The sequence below is a fragment of the Sphingomonas phyllosphaerae genome (genome assembly GCA_036946405.1).
Classification (GTDB): Bacteria; Pseudomonadota; Alphaproteobacteria; order Sphingomonadales; family Sphingomonadaceae; genus Sphingomonas; species Sphingomonas phyllosphaerae_D.
In genome coordinates this window covers 935,507-952,155 of record JAQIJC010000001.1, presented here as the reverse complement: position 1 = coordinate 952,155, position 16,649 = coordinate 935,507, and the positions used below count along the sequence as shown (strand labels likewise).

The 16,649-nt window shown below is 68.7% G+C and carries 17 protein-coding genes and 1 pseudogene; 2 read left to right on the top strand and 16 right to left on the bottom strand.

All coding sequences use genetic code 11. The annotated features are described in order from the left end of the window. Positions 1-76 precede the first annotated feature (76 nt). Entirely contained in the window at positions 77-1,861 is a 1,785-nt protein-coding gene (locus tag PGN12_04495) for an AMP-dependent synthetase/ligase (protein MEH3103146.1), read from the top strand. Positions 1,862-2,007: 146 nt separating this feature from the next. On the opposite strand, the pseudogene PGN12_04490 reads toward PGN12_04495, so the two are convergent. The 16 genes and pseudogenes from PGN12_04490 to PGN12_04415 all read right to left on the bottom strand — a co-directional run bounded on the left by PGN12_04490 (position 2,008) and on the right by PGN12_04415 (position 13,468). Continuing rightward, positions 2,008-2,292, bottom strand: a pseudogene (locus PGN12_04490) (GIY-YIG nuclease family protein). A gap of 10 nt (positions 2,293-2,302) precedes the next feature. Then, positions 2,303-3,631, bottom strand: a complete 1,329-nt coding sequence (locus tag PGN12_04485) for a sorbosone dehydrogenase family protein (GenBank protein MEH3103145.1) — start codon at positions 3,629-3,631, stop codon at positions 2,303-2,305. A 144-nt stretch (positions 3,632-3,775) separates the two neighbouring features. After that, positions 3,776-4,690, bottom strand: a complete 915-nt coding sequence (locus tag PGN12_04480) for a hemolysin family protein (GenBank protein ID MEH3103144.1) — start codon at positions 4,688-4,690, stop codon at positions 3,776-3,778. An 11-nt stretch (positions 4,691-4,701) separates the two neighbouring features. After that, entirely contained in the window at positions 4,702-5,211 is a 510-nt protein-coding gene (gene ybeY, locus PGN12_04475; protein MEH3103143.1) for an rRNA maturation RNase YbeY, read from the bottom strand. A 1-nt stretch (position 5,212) separates the two neighbouring features. Then, positions 5,213-5,611, bottom strand: coding sequence for a type II toxin-antitoxin system VapC family toxin (locus tag PGN12_04470; GenBank protein MEH3103142.1), 399 nt, complete (start codon positions 5,609-5,611; stop codon positions 5,213-5,215). Then, positions 5,608-5,856 (bottom strand): type II toxin-antitoxin system VapB family antitoxin, encoded by a 249-nt coding sequence (locus PGN12_04465; GenBank protein ID MEH3103141.1) that lies wholly within the window; start codon positions 5,854-5,856, stop codon positions 5,608-5,610. Before PGN12_04465 ends, PGN12_04470 begins: the two co-directional genes overlap by 4 nt. 48 nt (positions 5,857-5,904) lie before the next feature. Further along, complete coding sequence (locus PGN12_04460; GenBank protein MEH3103140.1) at positions 5,905-6,903, bottom strand: PhoH family protein; 999 nt, start codon at positions 6,901-6,903, stop codon at positions 5,905-5,907. Between the two features lie 233 nt (positions 6,904-7,136). Further along, a complete protein-coding gene (gene miaB / locus PGN12_04455) occupies positions 7,137-8,471 on the bottom strand; it encodes a tRNA (N6-isopentenyl adenosine(37)-C2)-methylthiotransferase MiaB (GenBank protein ID MEH3103139.1) in 1,335 nt (444 codons plus the stop codon). Between the two features lie 45 nt (positions 8,472-8,516). Continuing rightward, positions 8,517-8,939, bottom strand: a complete 423-nt coding sequence (locus tag PGN12_04450; GenBank protein ID MEH3103138.1) for a c-type cytochrome — start codon at positions 8,937-8,939, stop codon at positions 8,517-8,519. 2 nt (positions 8,940-8,941) lie between these two features. Then, on the bottom strand, positions 8,942-9,655 hold the full coding sequence (locus PGN12_04445; protein ID MEH3103137.1) for a lysophospholipid acyltransferase family protein: 714 nt from the start codon (positions 9,653-9,655) through the stop codon (positions 8,942-8,944). 1 nt (position 9,656) lies between these two features. Beyond that, positions 9,657-10,076: a Fur family transcriptional regulator gene (locus PGN12_04440; protein ID MEH3103136.1), complete on the bottom strand. Its 420-nt coding sequence runs from the start codon at positions 10,074-10,076 to the stop codon at positions 9,657-9,659. A 59-nt stretch (positions 10,077-10,135) separates the two neighbouring features. Continuing rightward, entirely contained in the window at positions 10,136-10,621 is a 486-nt protein-coding gene (rimI, locus tag PGN12_04435) for a ribosomal protein S18-alanine N-acetyltransferase (GenBank protein ID MEH3103135.1), read from the bottom strand. Further along, positions 10,618-11,247 carry a tRNA (adenosine(37)-N6)-threonylcarbamoyltransferase complex dimerization subunit type 1 TsaB gene (tsaB, locus tag PGN12_04430; GenBank protein ID MEH3103134.1) on the bottom strand — a complete coding sequence of 210 codons (630 nt, stop codon included), beginning with the start codon at positions 11,245-11,247 and terminating at the stop codon, positions 10,618-10,620. Before tsaB ends, rimI begins: the two co-directional genes overlap by 4 nt. Next, entirely contained in the window at positions 11,247-11,840 is a 594-nt protein-coding gene (locus tag PGN12_04425; protein ID MEH3103133.1) for a malonic semialdehyde reductase, read from the bottom strand. The genes tsaB and PGN12_04425 overlap by 1 nt, the downstream gene beginning before the upstream one ends. A gap of 35 nt (positions 11,841-11,875) precedes the next feature. Continuing rightward, positions 11,876-12,448 carry a NifU family protein gene (locus PGN12_04420; GenBank protein ID MEH3103132.1) on the bottom strand — a complete coding sequence of 191 codons (573 nt, stop codon included), beginning with the start codon at positions 12,446-12,448 and terminating at the stop codon, positions 11,876-11,878. A gap of 240 nt (positions 12,449-12,688) precedes the next feature. After that, positions 12,689-13,468, bottom strand: a complete 780-nt coding sequence (locus tag PGN12_04415) for an aspartyl/asparaginyl beta-hydroxylase domain-containing protein (protein MEH3103131.1) — start codon at positions 13,466-13,468, stop codon at positions 12,689-12,691. Positions 13,469-13,636: 168 nt separating this feature from the next. Here PGN12_04415 and PGN12_04410 point away from each other — a divergent pair, with 168 nt between their 5' ends. Then, positions 13,637-16,546 (top strand): insulinase family protein, encoded by a 2,910-nt coding sequence (locus PGN12_04410; protein ID MEH3103130.1) that lies wholly within the window; start codon positions 13,637-13,639, stop codon positions 16,544-16,546. Positions 16,547-16,649 lie beyond the last annotated feature (103 nt).

The following is a 16,649-nucleotide window of genomic DNA, read 5'->3' as shown; positions in this document are numbered from 1 at the left end:
CTGGCGCGGCGGGGAAATCCTTGGCATGACGCAAGGGAAAGGGCGACACGCCCGCAAGGAGAGGAGCGGCACCATTATTCGTCGGCTGGAACCATTCCCCAATCTGGTGACGATGTTCTTCACCCGCGCCGCGGAGAAGGGCGATGCGCCGTTCCTGTGGCAGAAGCGCGACGGCAAATGGGTGTCGACGAGCTGGCGACAGGCGGCCGAGACGGTCGCGCGGCTGGCGACGGGGCTGCGCGCGGTCGGGCTGGAGCGCGGCGACCGCGTGATGCTGGTCGCTGAGAACCGCCCCGAATGGTGCCTGTCCGATCTGGCGATCATGGCGGCGGGCTGCGTGACCGTGCCGACCTACACGACCAACACCGAGCGCGACCACGCGCACATTATCGAGAATTCGGGTGCGAAGGCGGTGATCGTCTCGACCGCGAAGCTCGCGAAGACCCTGATGCCCGCGATCCTGCGCTCGATCCGGCCGCAGATGCTGATCGGGATCGATGCGATGCGGCTGGGGCAGACCGCGATCGACGTCCACGATTGGCAGACGCTGATCGAGCGCCATCCCACCGAGGTCGCCACGGTCGCCGCGCAAGCCGATTTCGCGCGCGATGATCTGGCGTGCATCATCTACACCAGCGGCACCGGCGGCGCGCCGCGCGGGGTGATGCAGCATCACGGCGCGATCCTGCACAATGTCGCGGGCTGCTCGGCGGTGGTGGCGGAGGATTTCGGCTGGGGCGACGAGGTATTCCTGTCGTTCCTGCCGCTCAGCCACGCCTATGAGCATACCGGCGGACAGCACTTCCCGATCGGGATGGGCGGGCAGATCTATTATGCCGAGGGGATCGACAAGCTCGCCGCCAATATCGAGGAGGTGCGCCCGACGATCATGTTCGTCGTGCCGCGCTTGTTCGAGGTGCTGCGCACGCGGATCAGCAAGGCGATCGAGCGGCAGGGCGGCCTGCCCGCCAAATTGCTCGCCGCCGCGCTCGATATCGGGGCGAAGCGCGATGCCGGGCGGCTGCGGCTGGGCGACCGGCCCAAGGCGCTGCTGGTCGACACGCTGTTCAAGCCCAAGATCGCGCGCAAGTTCGGCGGACGGATGAAGGCGATGATCTCCGGCGGTGCGCCGCTGACCCCGGAGGTCGGCGTGTTCTTCCAGTCGCTTGGCGTCACCTTCCTGCAGGGCTATGGCCAGACCGAGGCGGCGCCGGTGATCTCGTGCAACCGCCCGAGCGCCGGGGTGACGATGGACTCGGTCGGGCCGCCGCTCGCCGCTACCGAGGTGAAGATCGCCGAGGATGGCGAAATCTTGGTGCGCGGCGAATTGGTGATGCACGGTTACTGGCGCAACGAGGCCGAGACCGCGCGGGTGCTCAAGGACGGCTGGCTACACACCGGCGATATCGGCGAAATCGATGCCGGCGGGCGCATCCGCATCACCGATCGCAAGAAAGACCTCATCATCAACGACAAAGGCGAGAATGTCGCGCCGCAGAAGGTCGAGGGGCTGCTCACGCTCCAGCCCGAAATCGGGCAGGCGATGATCGCGGGTGACCGCAAGCCGCATATGGTGGCGGTGCTGGTGCCAGATGCCGAGTGGAGCGCGGAATGGGCGGCGGCGCACGGCAAGCAGGGCGCATTGCTGGCGGAGGACCCGGCGTATCGGTCGGCGGTGCAGGCGGCGGTGGATCGCACCAATGCGATGCTGTCGGTGACCGAGCGGGTGCGGCGGTGGATCCTCGCGGACGCGCCGTTCTCGATCGAGAACGAGCAGCTGACGCCAAGCTTGAAGATCCGCCGGCATGTGTTGCGGCAGGTGTATGGCGCGCGGTTGGATGCGCTTTATGGGGCGGGATAGTTAATGCCGTCGCCCCTGCGCAGGCAGGGGCCTATGTCTGTCTAGTCGGTTTGTGCGGGTTCGGACACACAGGCTGGTCGTGTGTCCAAGATGGCCCGCGGAACGCGACAGACATGGGCCCCTGCCTTCGCAGGGGCGACGGTGGATCACATGTTGATCTTTTCCCACAGGTCGTCCCAATCGGGATTCATCTTACCGATCAGGTTGAGCTTCCACGCGCGCTTCCATTTTTTCAGCGCCTTCTCGCGCGTGATCGCTTCGAGCATCGTGTCGTGCCACTCGACGTAGACCAATCACGTCAGGCCGTGTTCGCGGCAGAAGTCCGAACCCCTGCCCTCGCGATGCTGCTGGACGCGCGCCGCCAGATTGCCGGTCACGCCGATGAAGAGCGTGCCGCTGGGTGCATCGGTCATGATGTACACCCAGCCCACGCCCGCTGGCTCAACCGCCCGCGCTGACCCGCCAGATCGTGTTGCCGACGTCGTCCGCGACCAGCAGCGCGCCCGTCCTGTCGGTGATGACGCCGACCGGGCGGCCGTGCGCCTCGTCGTCCTTGTTGAGGAAGCCGGTCAGCACGTCGACGGGCTTGGCACCCTTCACCGGCCAGCCGCTCGCGTCGAAGGGGACGAAGACCACCTTGTAGCCCGACAGCGGCTTGCGGTTCCACGAGCCATGCTCGCCGATGAACGCGCCGCGCGCGAAGCGGTCGCCGAGCTTCGCGTCCGCCGCGAAGGTCAGCCCGAGCGCGGCGACGTGCGGCCCCAAGGCATAATCGGGTCGCTTGGCATATTGCTGCAATTGCGGGTTCTTCGGCTCGACGCGCGGGTCGATATAGCCGCCCCAATAATACCACGGCCAGCCGAAATGATCGCCCAGCTCAACCGCTGTCAGGTAATCGGGGACGAGATCGGAACCGAGCATGTCGCGCTCGTTGACGACGGTCCACAGCCGGTCAGTGCCGGGGACCAGCGCCATGCCATTGGCGTTGCGAATGCCGGCGGCGAAGACGCGATATTTCTTGCTGTCGGGATAGACCTGCAGGATCGCGGCGCGGTCGTGCTCGACGTCGAGCCCGTCGTCGGCGATGTTGGTGGCCGAGCCGACCGAGACGTAGAGCGTCTTGCCGTCCTCGGCGACGATCACGTTGCGCGACCAGTGGTTGCCGCCGCCGGGATAGCGGACGACCGTCTCGGGACGCGCGGTGATCGTCGTCTCGCCGTCGCGATACGGCACGCGGACCAGCGCATCGGTGTTGGCGACGTAGAGCTGGCCGCCCAGCAGCGCCATGCCCGACGGCGAGTTGAGCCCGGTCAGGAACGGCGTCTTCAGCTCCGCCACGCCGTCGCCGTTCGCGTCACGCAGCAGCGTGATGCGGTTGGCGGAGGGGACGCCCGCGCCGACCTTGCCGAGCAAGTGGCGCATCACCCAGCCCTTGATGCCGCCGCCCGAGCGTGGCGGCGAATTGGTTTCGGCGACCAGCACGTCGCCGTTGGGCAGGCGATAGAGCCAGCGCGGATGGTCGAGCCCGGTCGCGAACGCAGCGGCTTTCAGCCCGGCGGCGGCGGTCGGTGCCTCGCCGGCCTTCCAGCCGATCGGGTCGGCGGTCTTGACGGTCGGGAGCACCTGCTCGCGTGGGGGCGTGATGTCCGGACGCGCGCCGGTCACCGCCGCCACGTCGCGTCGGGCGGTGTCGGGCCACGACAGATAGAGAAAGATCGCGACGCCGAGGGCGATCAACAGGCCGATGACGGCGAGGACGTGTTTGCGCATAGCGCGAATGTAGGCGCGTGCGCGGGGAGACGCCACCGGGTTCGTGCCCCGACCGTCGTCCTCCCGGACTTGAGCCGGGATCCCACTTCTGCCGCTCGGTAGAGAAGAAGCGGGGTCCCGGATCAAGTCCGGGACGACGGCGGATTATTCCTCGACCCCCTCGGGCACCGGCACGGGCGGGTGGAGGCGCAGGCGGTTGATGCGGCGTTCGTCGGCGTCGGTCACCTCGATCCGCCAACCGCTGGGGTGGTCGATGCACGTCCCCGGCTCGGGCACATGCCCGGCGAGTACCGCGGTGAGCCCGCCGATCGTGTCGACATCGCTTTCCGCCTCGGCGAGCCGCGCGTCGACAGTGGTGCCGACATCCTCCAGCTCGACGCGCGCATCGACGTCCCATGCGCCGCCGTCGAGGGGCACGAGCAGCACCTCGGGGGCGTCGTCATGCTCGTCCTCGATCTCGCCGACGATCTCCTCGATCAGATCCTCGATCGTCACGAGCCCCTCGGTGCCCGAATATTCATCGAGCACGACCGCCAGATGGCTGCGCGACTGGCGCATGTCGGCGAGCAGGTCGAGCGTACCGCGGCTCATCGGGACGTAGAGCGGCTGGCGGATCAGCTTCTGAATGTCGGTCGGGCGCTCGCCGCCCGCCGCGAGGATCGCAAACACGTCCTTGAGGTGCACCATCCCGACGACATGGTCGAGGTTGCCGCGATAGACCGGCAGGCGGCTGACGCCGGCTTCGTGGAAGACATGGACCAGATGGTCGAAGGTGGTCGCTTCCTCGACCGCGATCACGTCGGCGCGCGGCACGCCGACGTCGCCGGCGTCGCGTTCGCTGAAATGCAGCAGGTTGCGGACCATCTGCCGCTCCAGCGCGGTCAGGTCACCCTTGATCTCGGGCGCGGGATCTTCCTCGTAGCGGTCGATCGCCTTCTCCAGCAATTCGCGCAAGGTCGCCTCGCGCGGCTCGCCGAAGATCATGTTGCGCAGCCCGGTCCACAGGCCGCCTTCATGGTGCTCGCCGCCGTTCGCGGCGCTACTTCGGTCGTCGGCCATGGCCGTGGTGTTCAATCCTCGCGAATCAGATAGGGGTCGGCGATGCCCAGATCGGCAAGGGCATCGCGCTCGATCTGCTCCATGGCGTCGCCCTCGTCGTCGGTCATATGGTCATAGCCTAGCAGATGCAGGCAGCCATGCACCACCAGATGCGTGAAATGATCCGCCGCCGTAATGTTCCGCTCCGCCGCCTCGCGTTCGCAGACGCCGTGCGCGAGGACGATGTCGCCGAGCAGCACCTCGCCATCGTCGCTGTTCTGGCTGACGGTGTCGATCAGGTCGGGCTGGACCATCGGGAAGGACAGGACGTTGGTCGGCTTGTCCTTCTGCCGGTACTGGCGGTTGAGTCCCTGCACCTCCTCGTCGGCGGCGAGGCGGACGCTGATCTCGACATGCGCAGGCGTGGTGATGAGCTCGCCATACGGCGTCCGCGCGATCGCGGCGCGGGCGGCGGCGAGCGCGCGGGCGTCCCAGTCGGTGTCGGGCCACGGTTCTTCGCGGGTGAGTTCGATGTGGATCATGTCAGCCGAAGTCCGTGTGGGAGAAGTCGTTGCCTTTGTAGAGCAGACTCGCGCCGTTTGCTTTCGCGCAGGCATAGGCGAAGCAATCGGCCATGTTCAATTTGGCGGGGTGTTTCGACAGCTTGCCGTACCGCGCGGCGGCGTCGATCGCGGCGCGACCCTCGGACACGCCGATCGTCACCAGCCGCAATCCGGTCTGATGGGCGAACTCGGCGATGACGGCGCCGGCCTCGGGAAGGTCGATCCCCCACAAACGGGCGATCGCGTGCGCGGCTTCCCACGCCCCGACCGCGCAATAGCAACGATCATTATGTGCCTCGATCGCGTCCGAGAAGGCGTCCGCCTCCGCTTCGCCGTCGATGATCGCGACGATGGCGGAGGCGTCGACGAAGATGGTCAATCCATGTCCTCGTCACTGAGCGAATCGTAAAACGCCTTGTCCGCCGACAGCCCGGTACGCTTGCCGGACGGAAGGGTCTTGCGCCACGCCGCCAGACGTTCGCGCAACGGGACATGAACATCGTCGCGTGCCAGTTCATGCTGGAGAGCCAGCTTCACGGCCATCGTCTTGGAGATGCCACGTCGCTCGGCGAGCCGTGCCGCCAGCACGTTCGCCTCCTCATCCTTGATGTACAGAGACGCCATGGCATCCTCCGGAATATCCCTTCAAGCTACCAAGGATATCCCAGCGCGTCAACCAGACACCCCCTCATACGCCTCCACGATCCGCCCGACGATCGGATGACGGACGACGTCGGCGGCGGTGAAGCGGCACAGCGAGATACCCTCCACCCCCTCCAGACGCGTCGTCGCATCGGCCAGGCCGCTGGCGCCGACGCCGCCAGGCAGGTCGGTCTGGTTGGGATCGCCGCAGATCACCATCCGACTGTTCTGCCCGAAGCGGGTCAGGAACATCTTCATCTGCGCCGGAGTGGTGTTCTGCGCCTCGTCGAGGATCACGAACGCGTCGCCCAACGTCCGGCCGCGCATGAAGGCGATCGGGGCGATCTCGATCTCCCCCGACGCGATCCGCCGCTCGACCTGCTCGGCAGGCAGGCAATCGTACAGCGCGTCGTAGAGCGGGCGGAGATAGGGATCGACCTTCTCTTTCATGTCGCCGGGGAGGAAGCCGAGCCGCTCACCCGCCTCGACCGCCGGGCGCGACAGGATCAGCCGCTGGACGCTGCCCGAGATCAGCTGCGCGACCGCCTGCGCGACCGCGATATAGGTCTTGCCGGTGCCCGCCGGGCCGAGCGCGAAGATCATGTCGTGCGTGGTCAGCTCGCGCATGTAATGCGCCTGCGCGGGCGTGCGCGGGACGATCGTCTTCTTGCGCGTGCGGATCATCACCGACGGCGTCGGACTGCGCTCGGCGGAGATGATCCCGTCGAGCACCGGCTCGGCCGCCATGGCGATCGATGCGTCGACGAGGCCGGTATCGACCTCCTCGCCGCGCTGGATCCGCGCATAAAGATCGTGGAGCACGTCGCGCGCCAGCGCCACCTGCTCGGCGGTCCCCTCCAGCCCGACGCGATTGCCGCGCGCGGTGATATAGACCCCCAGCCGATTCTCCAGCGCCACCAGATGCTGGTCATACTGGCCGAACAGCCGGCTCAGCAGTTGCGGGCGGTCGAAGACGACCTCGACGCGCGAACGTTCGCCCGTCTGGGCGGGGACGGGTTTACGGCTCATGCGGCTCCTGTGGCGATGGGCGACACGCGGCAGATCGCCGCAAGGGGCGAGATAGGGGCGGCGCGTGACGGCACAATGGCATCGCCGACGAATGTGGCAGGCGATGTTTGCGGGGGGAAGGCGGAATCGACATGATGGTCGTCACCCCGGACTTGATCCGGGGTCCCGCTTTCACCGCCTGCCAGAAAGGAAGAAGAAGCGGGGCCCCGGATCAAGGCCGGGGCGACGCAGGGTCACGCCGCCGCGAGCGCGCGTACCTCGCCGGTCAGCGAGAGCGGCCCGGCCTGCGTCAGCGTCACCTCGAGCACGTCGCCGATCGCGTGCGGGCCGACGACGTGCACCGATTGCAGCCACGGCGACTTGCCGAGCCACTGCCCCTCGCGCTTGCCACGGCGCTCGATCAGCACGCTGCAGTCGCGCCCGACCGACGCGGCGTTGAAGGCAGCCTGATCGCGATTGAGCGCGGCCTGCAAGCGCTGGAGGCGCTCGTCCATGACCTCGGCGGCAATCTGCTCGCCGAGCGTCGCCGCCGGGGTGCCGGGGCGCGGCGAATATTTGAAGCTGTACGCCTGCGCATAGCCGACCGCGCCGACAAGGCTGAGCGTTTCGGCGAACTCGGCCTCGGTCTCGCCGGGGAAGCCGACGATGAAGTCGCCCGACAGCGCGATGTCGGGGCGCGCGGCGCGGATGCGGTCGAGCAGGCGCAGGTAGCCGTCACGCGTGTGCTGGCGGTTCATCGCGCGCAGCACGCGGTCGCTGCCGGCCTGTACCGGCAAATGGAGGAACGGCATGAGACTCTCGACATCGCGGTGCGCGTCGATCAGCCCCTCCGCCATGTCGTTGGGATGGCTGGTGGTGTAGCGGATCCGCGCCAGCCCGTGGATGCGGTCGAGGGCGCGGATCAGGTGGTGGAGCCCGCGCCCCTCGCCATCGGTCCAGGCGTTGACGTTCTGTCCGAGCAGTGTGATCTCGCGCGCACCGGCATCGACCAGCGCCTTGGCCTCGTCGACGATCGCCGCGAACGGGCGGCTGATCTCCGCGCCGCGCGTATAGGGGACGACGCAATAGGTGCAGAATTTGTCGCAACCTTCCTGCACGGTCAGGAACGCGCCGGGCGCGACCTTGCGACGGGCAGGCAGCGCGCCGAACTTCGAGGCGAGCGGCATGTCGGTGTCGAGCGCGGCCTCCCCCTTCGCCGCGGCGGCGACCAGCTTCGGGAGATTGTGATAGGCCTGCGGGCCGACGACCACGTCGACCTTGGCGCGGCGGACGATCTCCTCGCCCTCGGCCTGCGCGACGCAGCCGGCGACCGCGATCATCGGCGCGCGGCCCGCGGCGCCCGCGACCTTGCGGACGCGACCGATGTCCGAATAGACCTTCTCGGTCGCCTTCTCGCGGATGTGGCAGGTGTTGAGCACGACGAGGTCGGCGGCATTGGCGTCGTCGGTGGCGATCATCCCCTCGGCCGCCATCAATTCGGCCATCCGCTCCCCGTCATAGACGTTCATCTGGCAGCCGAACGACTTGACGTGGAAGGTCTTCGGCGGGGTCTTCTGGGGCACGGACATGGCGCGCGCCTTAGCCGAAACGCGTCGAGCTGGCCAGCGCGCCGGTCAGCGCTGGGCCTTGAGATAGGCGATCAGGTCGGCGCGCGCGAGCGGATCGCGGACCCCGGCAAAGGTCATCGTCGTGCCGGGCACGGTGGCGCGCGGGTCGGCGAGCCACGCGTCGAGTCGCTGGTCGTCCCACACGCCGCGCTGCGCCTGCAAGGCGTCGGTATAGCCGAAGCGCGGGCGGTTCTGCGCGATCGGCGCGCCATAGACGCCGTGCAGGTTCGGGCCGTTGCGATCCGCACCGCCGGCCGCGATCGAGTGACAGGCGGCGCATTGCCCGAAGCGGCGCGCGCCGGCCTGCGCATCCGCGACCTGCATATAGTGCGCGAGGGTCGGGTTCGGCCCGAGCCGCGCGCGTCGCTCGACACTGTCGTCACGCGAGCAGGCAGCGAGCGCGAAGGTCGCAACCAGCACGGACCGCACCCTTACGCCGCCGCCTCGATCTGCGCACGCGCCGCGGCGGCGATCGTCTTGCGGTCGCCTTCGGGGACGAAGGGCGTGAGGAAGTGCAGCGTCGCCACGAACGTGCCGCGGCGGTTGAGGACGCGCTTCGCGTGGCGCGCACCGTCTTCGGCGCCGACCCACGCCACGTCTGGGGTGGCTTCTCCATAGTCAATCCGCACCGGCTGAACGCGCACGCCGGGCGGCGGCGGGGCGAGCGCGGCGAGCAGACCGGCCTTGAACGGCCCCAACGTCACGCCATCGCCGGTCGTGCCCTCGGGGAAGATCGCCACTGGCTGCGGGCCGGCGAGCTGGTCGCGGAGCGCGGCGACCTGTGCGTCGATCCCCATCCGATCACCACGGCGGACGAACAAGGTGTTGTTGAGCGTGCACAGCCAGCCGACCAGCGGCGCGTCGCGCAACTCGGCCTTGGCAACGAACGCGGCACCGCTCGCCCCGGCCATCGCGAGGATGTCGATCCAGGTGACGTGATTAGCAAGCAATACCGCGTCGCGGCGCAGCGGTGTACCGATGACGCGCACCTGCGCCCCGACGATCCGTGCCACCCAGCCGAGAAAGCGTCGCGGCCACGGCGAGCGCAACCGGAACAGCCGCCACGTGCCGTGCAACAGCAGCGCGACGACCAGCGCCGCCGCGAGCGCGACGAGCCGCGCCCAGCCGCGCGCGTTGAGCCGCACCTCAGTCCCTGCGGAGCGCGACGCCGTACAATTCCATGCGATGGTCGACGAGCCGGAAGCCGAGCCGCTCGGCGATCGCCTTTTGCAGCAGCTCGAGTTCGGGATCGACGAATTCGATCACCTTGCCGGTCTCGACATCGATCAGATGGTCGTGATGAGCCTCCGGCGACGGTTCGTAGCGCGCGCGGCCGTCGCCGAAATCGTGGCGGTCGAGGATGCCCGCCTCTTCGAACAGCCGCACGGTGCGATAGACGGTGGCGATCGAGATGCCGGGGTCGATCGCGGAGGCGCGCGCATAGACCTTTTCCACGTCAGGATGGTCTTCCGCCTCCGACAGAACGCGCGCGATGACGCGACGCTGTTCGGTGATACGCAGGCCCTTTTCGTGACACAGCGCTTCGAGATCGATCTTGCGAGCCATGATCGCCATGTAATGGATCGCGCTTGTTGCGAAAAGCGCTACCGACTCGCAAAAGGCGATTATCGATGAATTTCGAGCGCGCGGGCGTAGGTGTGCGCGTCGAACGCCTGTCCGTCGCGCCCGCGATAATAGTTGCGACGTACCCCGGCGTGACGGAAGCCATGCGCGGCGTAGAGCGCGACCGCCGGGTTGTTGGCGCGCACCTCCAGATGCAGCTTCGCCACCCCGCGCCCCTCGCATTCGGCGATCACCCCGCGCAGCAACGCCGCACCGACGCCGCTGCGGCGTGCGGGCGGGTCGACCGCGATCAGCAGCAATTCGGCCTCGTCCATGATCGCGCGGACCAAAGCGAAGCCGACCACCGTGTCGTCGACGCGCGCCAGTGTCAGCCAGACACCGGGCATGGCGAGGATGCCGATACACTGGCTCCGCGTCCACGCCTCGCCATAACGCGGGTCGAAGGCGGCGAGCATGATCCGATCGACCACCTCGGCATCCGCCGCGCCGCCCGGCGCCAGCTCGATCAGCCGCACCCGCGTGCTCATGCGGCGGGCACGCGCGCGACGGCCGGCAGCTTTGCGTCGGGCGCGCGGCCGTAGACGGGCACCGGCGGCAGCGCGCGCGCCGCGGGCGGGAGCAGCAGCGCATGACGCGCGTCGGGCAAGGTCTCGTCGAGCGGCACACCCGCGTCGAGCGCGGCGAGCCAGCGCGTGCCGCTGCCGATCGCGCGGCGACCTTCCAGCGCTGCAAGCGCCGCCGCCGGGGTCAGCGAACGGGGTGCGTCGAGCGCGGCGAAGGGAGCGGTGAAGCCCTGCATGAAGACCTCACCGTGCCCGCCTTCCATCACCACCGCAAGCGGGCGCGGATCATCGGTGAGCGCGGCGACCGCCACCAGCGACGGCGCGCCATAGCCGGCGATCGTCGCGCCCCAGCCGAACGCGAGCGCGCGCGCGGCGGCGATCCCGACGCGGATGCCGGTGAAGCTGCCCGGCCCGACATCGACCAGCACGCGGTCGGCGCGCCCGCCGTCCGGCAGCGCGGCGATCATCGGCACCAGCCGTTCGGCATGGCCGCGCCCGACCACGTCATGCGTGTGCGCGAGCAGTCGCTCGTCCTCGAACAGCGCGACCGAACAGGCGGCGGTCGCGGTGTCGATCACCAGGGTGCGCATCAGGCGAGGCGGTTGAACGTCTCGAATGCCGGGCGCGGGTTGCGCGGGTGGAGCGTCGCGGGATCGCCATAGCCGAGCGTCGCGATGAAATTGGTGCGCACCGCCGGCGTGTCGGCGAAGAACGCCTTGTCGACCGCACCGGCGTCGAAGCCCGACATCGGCCCGACATCCAGCCCCAACGCACGCGCGGCGAGGATCAGATAGCCACCCTGCAACGACGAATTGCGGAACGCCGACGCCTCGCGCAGCTCGCGATTGCCATCGAACCAGCTCTTGGCGTCGACGTGCGGGAACAGCTCGGGCAGGTGCTCGTGGAATTCGACGTCCATGCCGATCACGACGCTGACCGGCGCCTTCAGCACCTTGTCGCGGTTGGTGTCAGAGCAGGCGGCGGCGAGCGTCGCCTTGGCCTCGTCCGACACGCACCATACCAGCCGCGCGGGCAGCTGGTTGGCTGAGGTCGGCCCCATCTTCACCAGCTCCCACAGCGCGCGAAGCGTGTCCTCGCCGACCGGTTCGTCGCGATAATGGTTGAAGGTGCGCGCGGTGCGGAACAGCTGGTCGAGCGCCTGGTCGTCGAGCGGGGTGGCCATCGGAAACTCCAATTATCGGGAAGGTCGGCGCGCGATCAGACCGCGCGCACCTCCGTCACCTCGGGGACGTAATAGCGCAGCAGCTGCTCGATGCCGTTCTTGAGCGTCGCGCTCGACGACGGGCAGCCGGCGCACGCGCCCTGCATCCGCAGGAACACCTTGCCCTTGTCGAAGCCGCGATAGACGATGTCGCCCCCGTCGTTGGCGACCGCCGGGCGGACGCGGGTGTCGATCAGTTCCTTGATCTGCGCGACGATGTCCGCATCCTCGGGGTTCTCGGCGAACGTCTCTTCCTCGGGCGGCACGCTGAAGCCCGCGCCGCCGGTGCGGAACAGCGGCATCTGCGCGGTGAAATGATCCATCAGGATCGCGAGCACATCGGGCTTGAGCGTGCTCCACTGGACGCCGGGCGCCGCGGTCACCGAAACGAAGTCGCGCCCGAAGAACACGCCGGTGACGTCGCCGAGCCCGAACAGCGCGTCGGCGAGCGGGCTCGCTTCCGCTTCCTCGGGGGTGGCGAAGTCGCGCGTGCCGGCGTCCATGACGGTGCGGCCGGGCAGGAACTTGAGCGTCGCCGGGTTGGGCGTGGCTTCGGTTTCAATCAGCATGGCGGCGATGTGGCGCGTGCGGCGCGCCGGATCAAGCGCGCAGGAGGAAAGCGATCGTTTCGGGCGGGATAGATGGAGGGGATCGTTCCGCTCTCTTTCGTCATCCCCGCGAAGGCGGGGATCCAGACGCACAGGTTTGTCGATAGAGGCGCAGGCGTCAGAGGTTCTGGATCCCCGCCTCCGCGGGGATGACGGTAACCGGGGAATGACGGCGGGCCGGGAATGACCGAAGGAGGCCGATCACCCGTCCATCTGGCCGACCGCCGCATTCCACTTCGCGATATTCGCACGCGCCTCCTGAACGAAGGCGGAGCGGCGGACCGCGCCGAGGAACAGGTCCGCCGCCCATTTTCCGGGCTGGCGCAGCGGGCGTTCGAACTGGATCAGCAGCACCACGCGGGTGCCGTCGGTATCGTTCCACACCTCATGGTCGTAGGTGTCGTCGAACACGAGCGTCTCGCCTTCCGACCAGCGGACGATCCGGTCGCCGACGCGCATCCGCACGTCGCCGTCGCGCGGCACGATCAGCGCGAGATGGCAGGTGATGAGCCCCTTCGTCACGCCGCGGTGCGGCGGAATGTGCGTCCCGGGCGCGAGGATCGAGAAGAAGGCGGTGGTCAGCCCGGGCACGCGCGCCAGCACGTCGCGGGTCCGCGGGCAGCGCGTCAGATTGTCGTCGATGCGATAGCCGTAGCCCCACAGGAAGTAGGAGCGCCACTTGCCGACCTCGGCGATCGCGCGGTGATCGGGGGAAATGGTGGCGAGGCTGGGCGCGGCATCGCCGACCAGCGCCACCGCGCGCGCCTCGGCAAGGATGTCATGCCAGCGATCGCGGAGCAGTGCGGTCCAGGCGAAATCGCGCACGTCGAGCACCGGTGCGTTGGCGACCAGCGACGATCCCGCGATCAGCCGGTCGACGGTGCCGCGCAGCCGCTTTCCGACGCGCACCGGCCATGGCCGGCCGCGTTCGGCGACCAGCACCGACGAGGGCGACGCAGCCAGCGATCCCGATGCGGACACTCTCAGATTTCACCTCATCATCTGCTTGTCGATCAATTACTTGCCCGCCGCGAACGACAGGAAAGTGGCGGCGGATAAACCCGCATCGCGGCCAGAACGTGGCGCACAACGGCAAAGGAAAGGCGGGCGGCCGTTGCCGCGCGCCGCGCCCGTCCCTACACTCGGGCCATGCATCCTTATTCGCGCGTGCTCGCGAAGCCGCTCGTCGCCCTCCTGCTCGTCTCCGTCGCGCTGCCGCTCCCCGCGCAGCAGCGTGCGCGGCGCGCGCCGGTCGCCACCTCCACCGTTCCCACGCAGGCGGCCGCGCCGATCACGGTCGACACGCGGCCATGGCTGTTCGCCGACTCGGACATCCCTCCCGACACCAATTGGCATTTCGGCGCACTGCCCAGCGGGTTGCGCTATGCGGTGCGGCGCAATTCGGTGCCGCCGGGGCAGGTCGCGGTGCGGGTCCGCATCGACGCGGGATCATTGTACGAAACCGATGCCGAACAGGGCTTTGCGCACCTGATCGAACATCTGTCGTTCCGCGGCTCGAAATACGTCCCCGACGGTGAGGCCAAGCGCGTGTGGCAGCGGTTCGGCGCGACGTTCGGCAGCGATTCGAACGCGTCGACCACCCCGACCCAGACCGTCTACAAGCTCGACCTGCCCGGCGCGACCGACGTGAAGCTCGACGAGAGCCTCAAGATCTTCTCGGGGATGATGGCCGCGCCCGCGATCAGCGACGCCGGGCTCGCCGCCGAGCGCCCGGCGGTGCTCGCCGAACAGCGCGAGGCGCCGGGGCCGCAGGTCCGCTATGGCGACGCGCTGCGCCAGACCTTCTTCGCTGGCCAGCCGCTCGCCAGCCGCTCGCCGATCGGGACGATCAAGACGCTGGAAGCGGCGAACCCGGCCAGCGTGCAGGCGTTCCACGACAAATGGTATCGCCCTTCGCGCGCGGTGGTCATCATCTCGGGCGATATCGATCCCGATGTCGCCGCGCGGCTGGTGGTCAAGAATTTCGGCGGCTGGCAGGGCAAGGGTCCCAATCCCGCCGATCCCGATTTCGGCACGCCGCAGACCGATGAGCCGATCGCCAAGACGATCGCCGAGCCATCGCTGCCGCCGGTCGTCGCCACCGCGGTGCTACGCCCGTGGAAATATCAGAGCGATACGATCGTCTTCAACCAGAAAAGGATGGTCGACCAGCTCGCGATGCGGCTCATCAACCGCCGGCTGGAGACGCGCGCGCGCGCCGGGGGCAGCTTCCTGCAGGCGGCGGTCAATCTCGACGACGTGTCGCGCTCTGCCAACGGCACCTTCACCAACGTCATCCCGATCGGCACCGACTGGGAAGCCGCGTTGAAGGATATCCGCGCGGTGATCGCCGACGCCATGGCGACCCCGCCGACGCAGGGTGAGATCGACCGCGAGCTGGCCGAGTTCGACGCCGCGATGAAGAATGACGTCGACACCGCGCGGGTCGAGGCGGGCGCGAAGCAGGCCGACGACATGGTCAGCGCGCTCGACATCCGCGAGACGGTCGCGGGTCCGCAGACCAGCTACGACATTCTGAAGCAGGCGCGTACGAAGGGGATGTTCACGCCCGCCGCGATCGTCGAATCGACCAACAGGCTGTTCAAGGGCGACGCCAATCGCGCCTTGGTCAACACCCGCACCCCCGATGCGGGCGCGGCGGCGAAGCTGGCCGCGGCGATGAAGGCCGACGTCTCGAGGCTGGCCGGCAAGCGCACCCAGCAGGCGGCGGTCGACTTCTCGCGCGTCCCGAAGCTCGGGCAGCCAGGGAAGTCGGTCGCGCAGGCGCGGGTCGGCGATCCGCCGATGGAGCAGGTGACGTTCGCCAACGGCGTGCGCGCGCTGATCTATCCCAACGCCTCGGAAACCGGCCGCGTCTATCTGCGCGTACGGTTCGGGCGCGGCTTTCAGGCGCTGCCGGCCGATCGGCCGACCCCGGCATGGGCGGGTGACAGCGCGCTGATCGCCAGCGGGATCGGCACGCTCGATCAGAGCGATCTCGACCAGCTCACCACCGGCCGCCGGATGGGGCTCGATTTCGACATCGGCGACGACGCGTTCCTGTTCGGTGCGCAGACGACGCCGGGCGATTATGCCGACAATCTCACGCTGATGGCGGCGAAACTGGCCGCGCCGCGCTGGGACAAGGCGCCGGTGGCGCGCGCGCGCGCGGCGATGCTGGCGGGTTACGCCGGGCTGTCGTCGTCACCCGACGGGGTGCTGGCGCGCGATCTGGAAGGATTGCTGCGGGACGGCGATCCGCGCTGGGGCACGCCGACGCTCGAGCAGATCGAGAAGCTCGACGCCGGTGCGTTCAAGAAATTGTGGCAGCCGCTACTGGGGACGGGGCCGATCGAGGTCGACATTTTCGGCGACGTGAAGGGCGACGAAGCGATCGCGGCGGTGGCGAAGAGCTTCGGTGCGCTCAAGCCGCGCCGCGCGGACGATCCGCGCTCGCCGGCGGTGCGCTTTCCCGCGCATGTCGCACAACCGGTCTTGCGCACGCATGACGGCGACGACAATCAGGCGGCGGCGGTCATTGCCTGGCCGACCGGCGGCGGGTCCGCCGATCATGCCGAGCAGCGGCGGCTCGACGTGCTGGCGGCGGTGTTCAACGACCGGCTGTTCGACCGGCTGCGCTCGGTGGCGGGGGCGAGCTACTCGCCGAGCGCGCAGAGCCAGTGGCCGGTCGGGCAGCCCGGCGGCGGGCGGCTGATCGCGATCGGCAAGGTCGCGCCCGACAAGGTGCCGCTGTTCTTCCAGCTGTCGCGCCAGATCGCGAGCGAGCTGGTCGCGACGCCGGTCAGCGAGGACGAGCTGCGCCGCACGATCGTGCCGATGCTCCAGTACATGGCGCGCGCGTCGTCGGGGAACCAGTTCTGGCTGCTCCAGACCAGCGGCGGGACGTTCGATCCGAAGCGGATCGAGGCGAGCCAGAGCCTGGTGAGCGACTTCACGACGATCACCCCCGCACTGTTGCAAGCGACCGCGGCGAAGTATTTGAAGCCGGAGAAGGACTGGACGATGGCGGTGGTGCCGAAGGGGGCGGTGGCGAAGTGAGCGGGGCGGCGACCGCGTCATCGGCCGCCCCTGCGAAGGCAGGGGCCAGTGGCTGTGGAGTGCCGCGGGCCGTCTGACACACCGACCGCGATCGCTGCGGCAA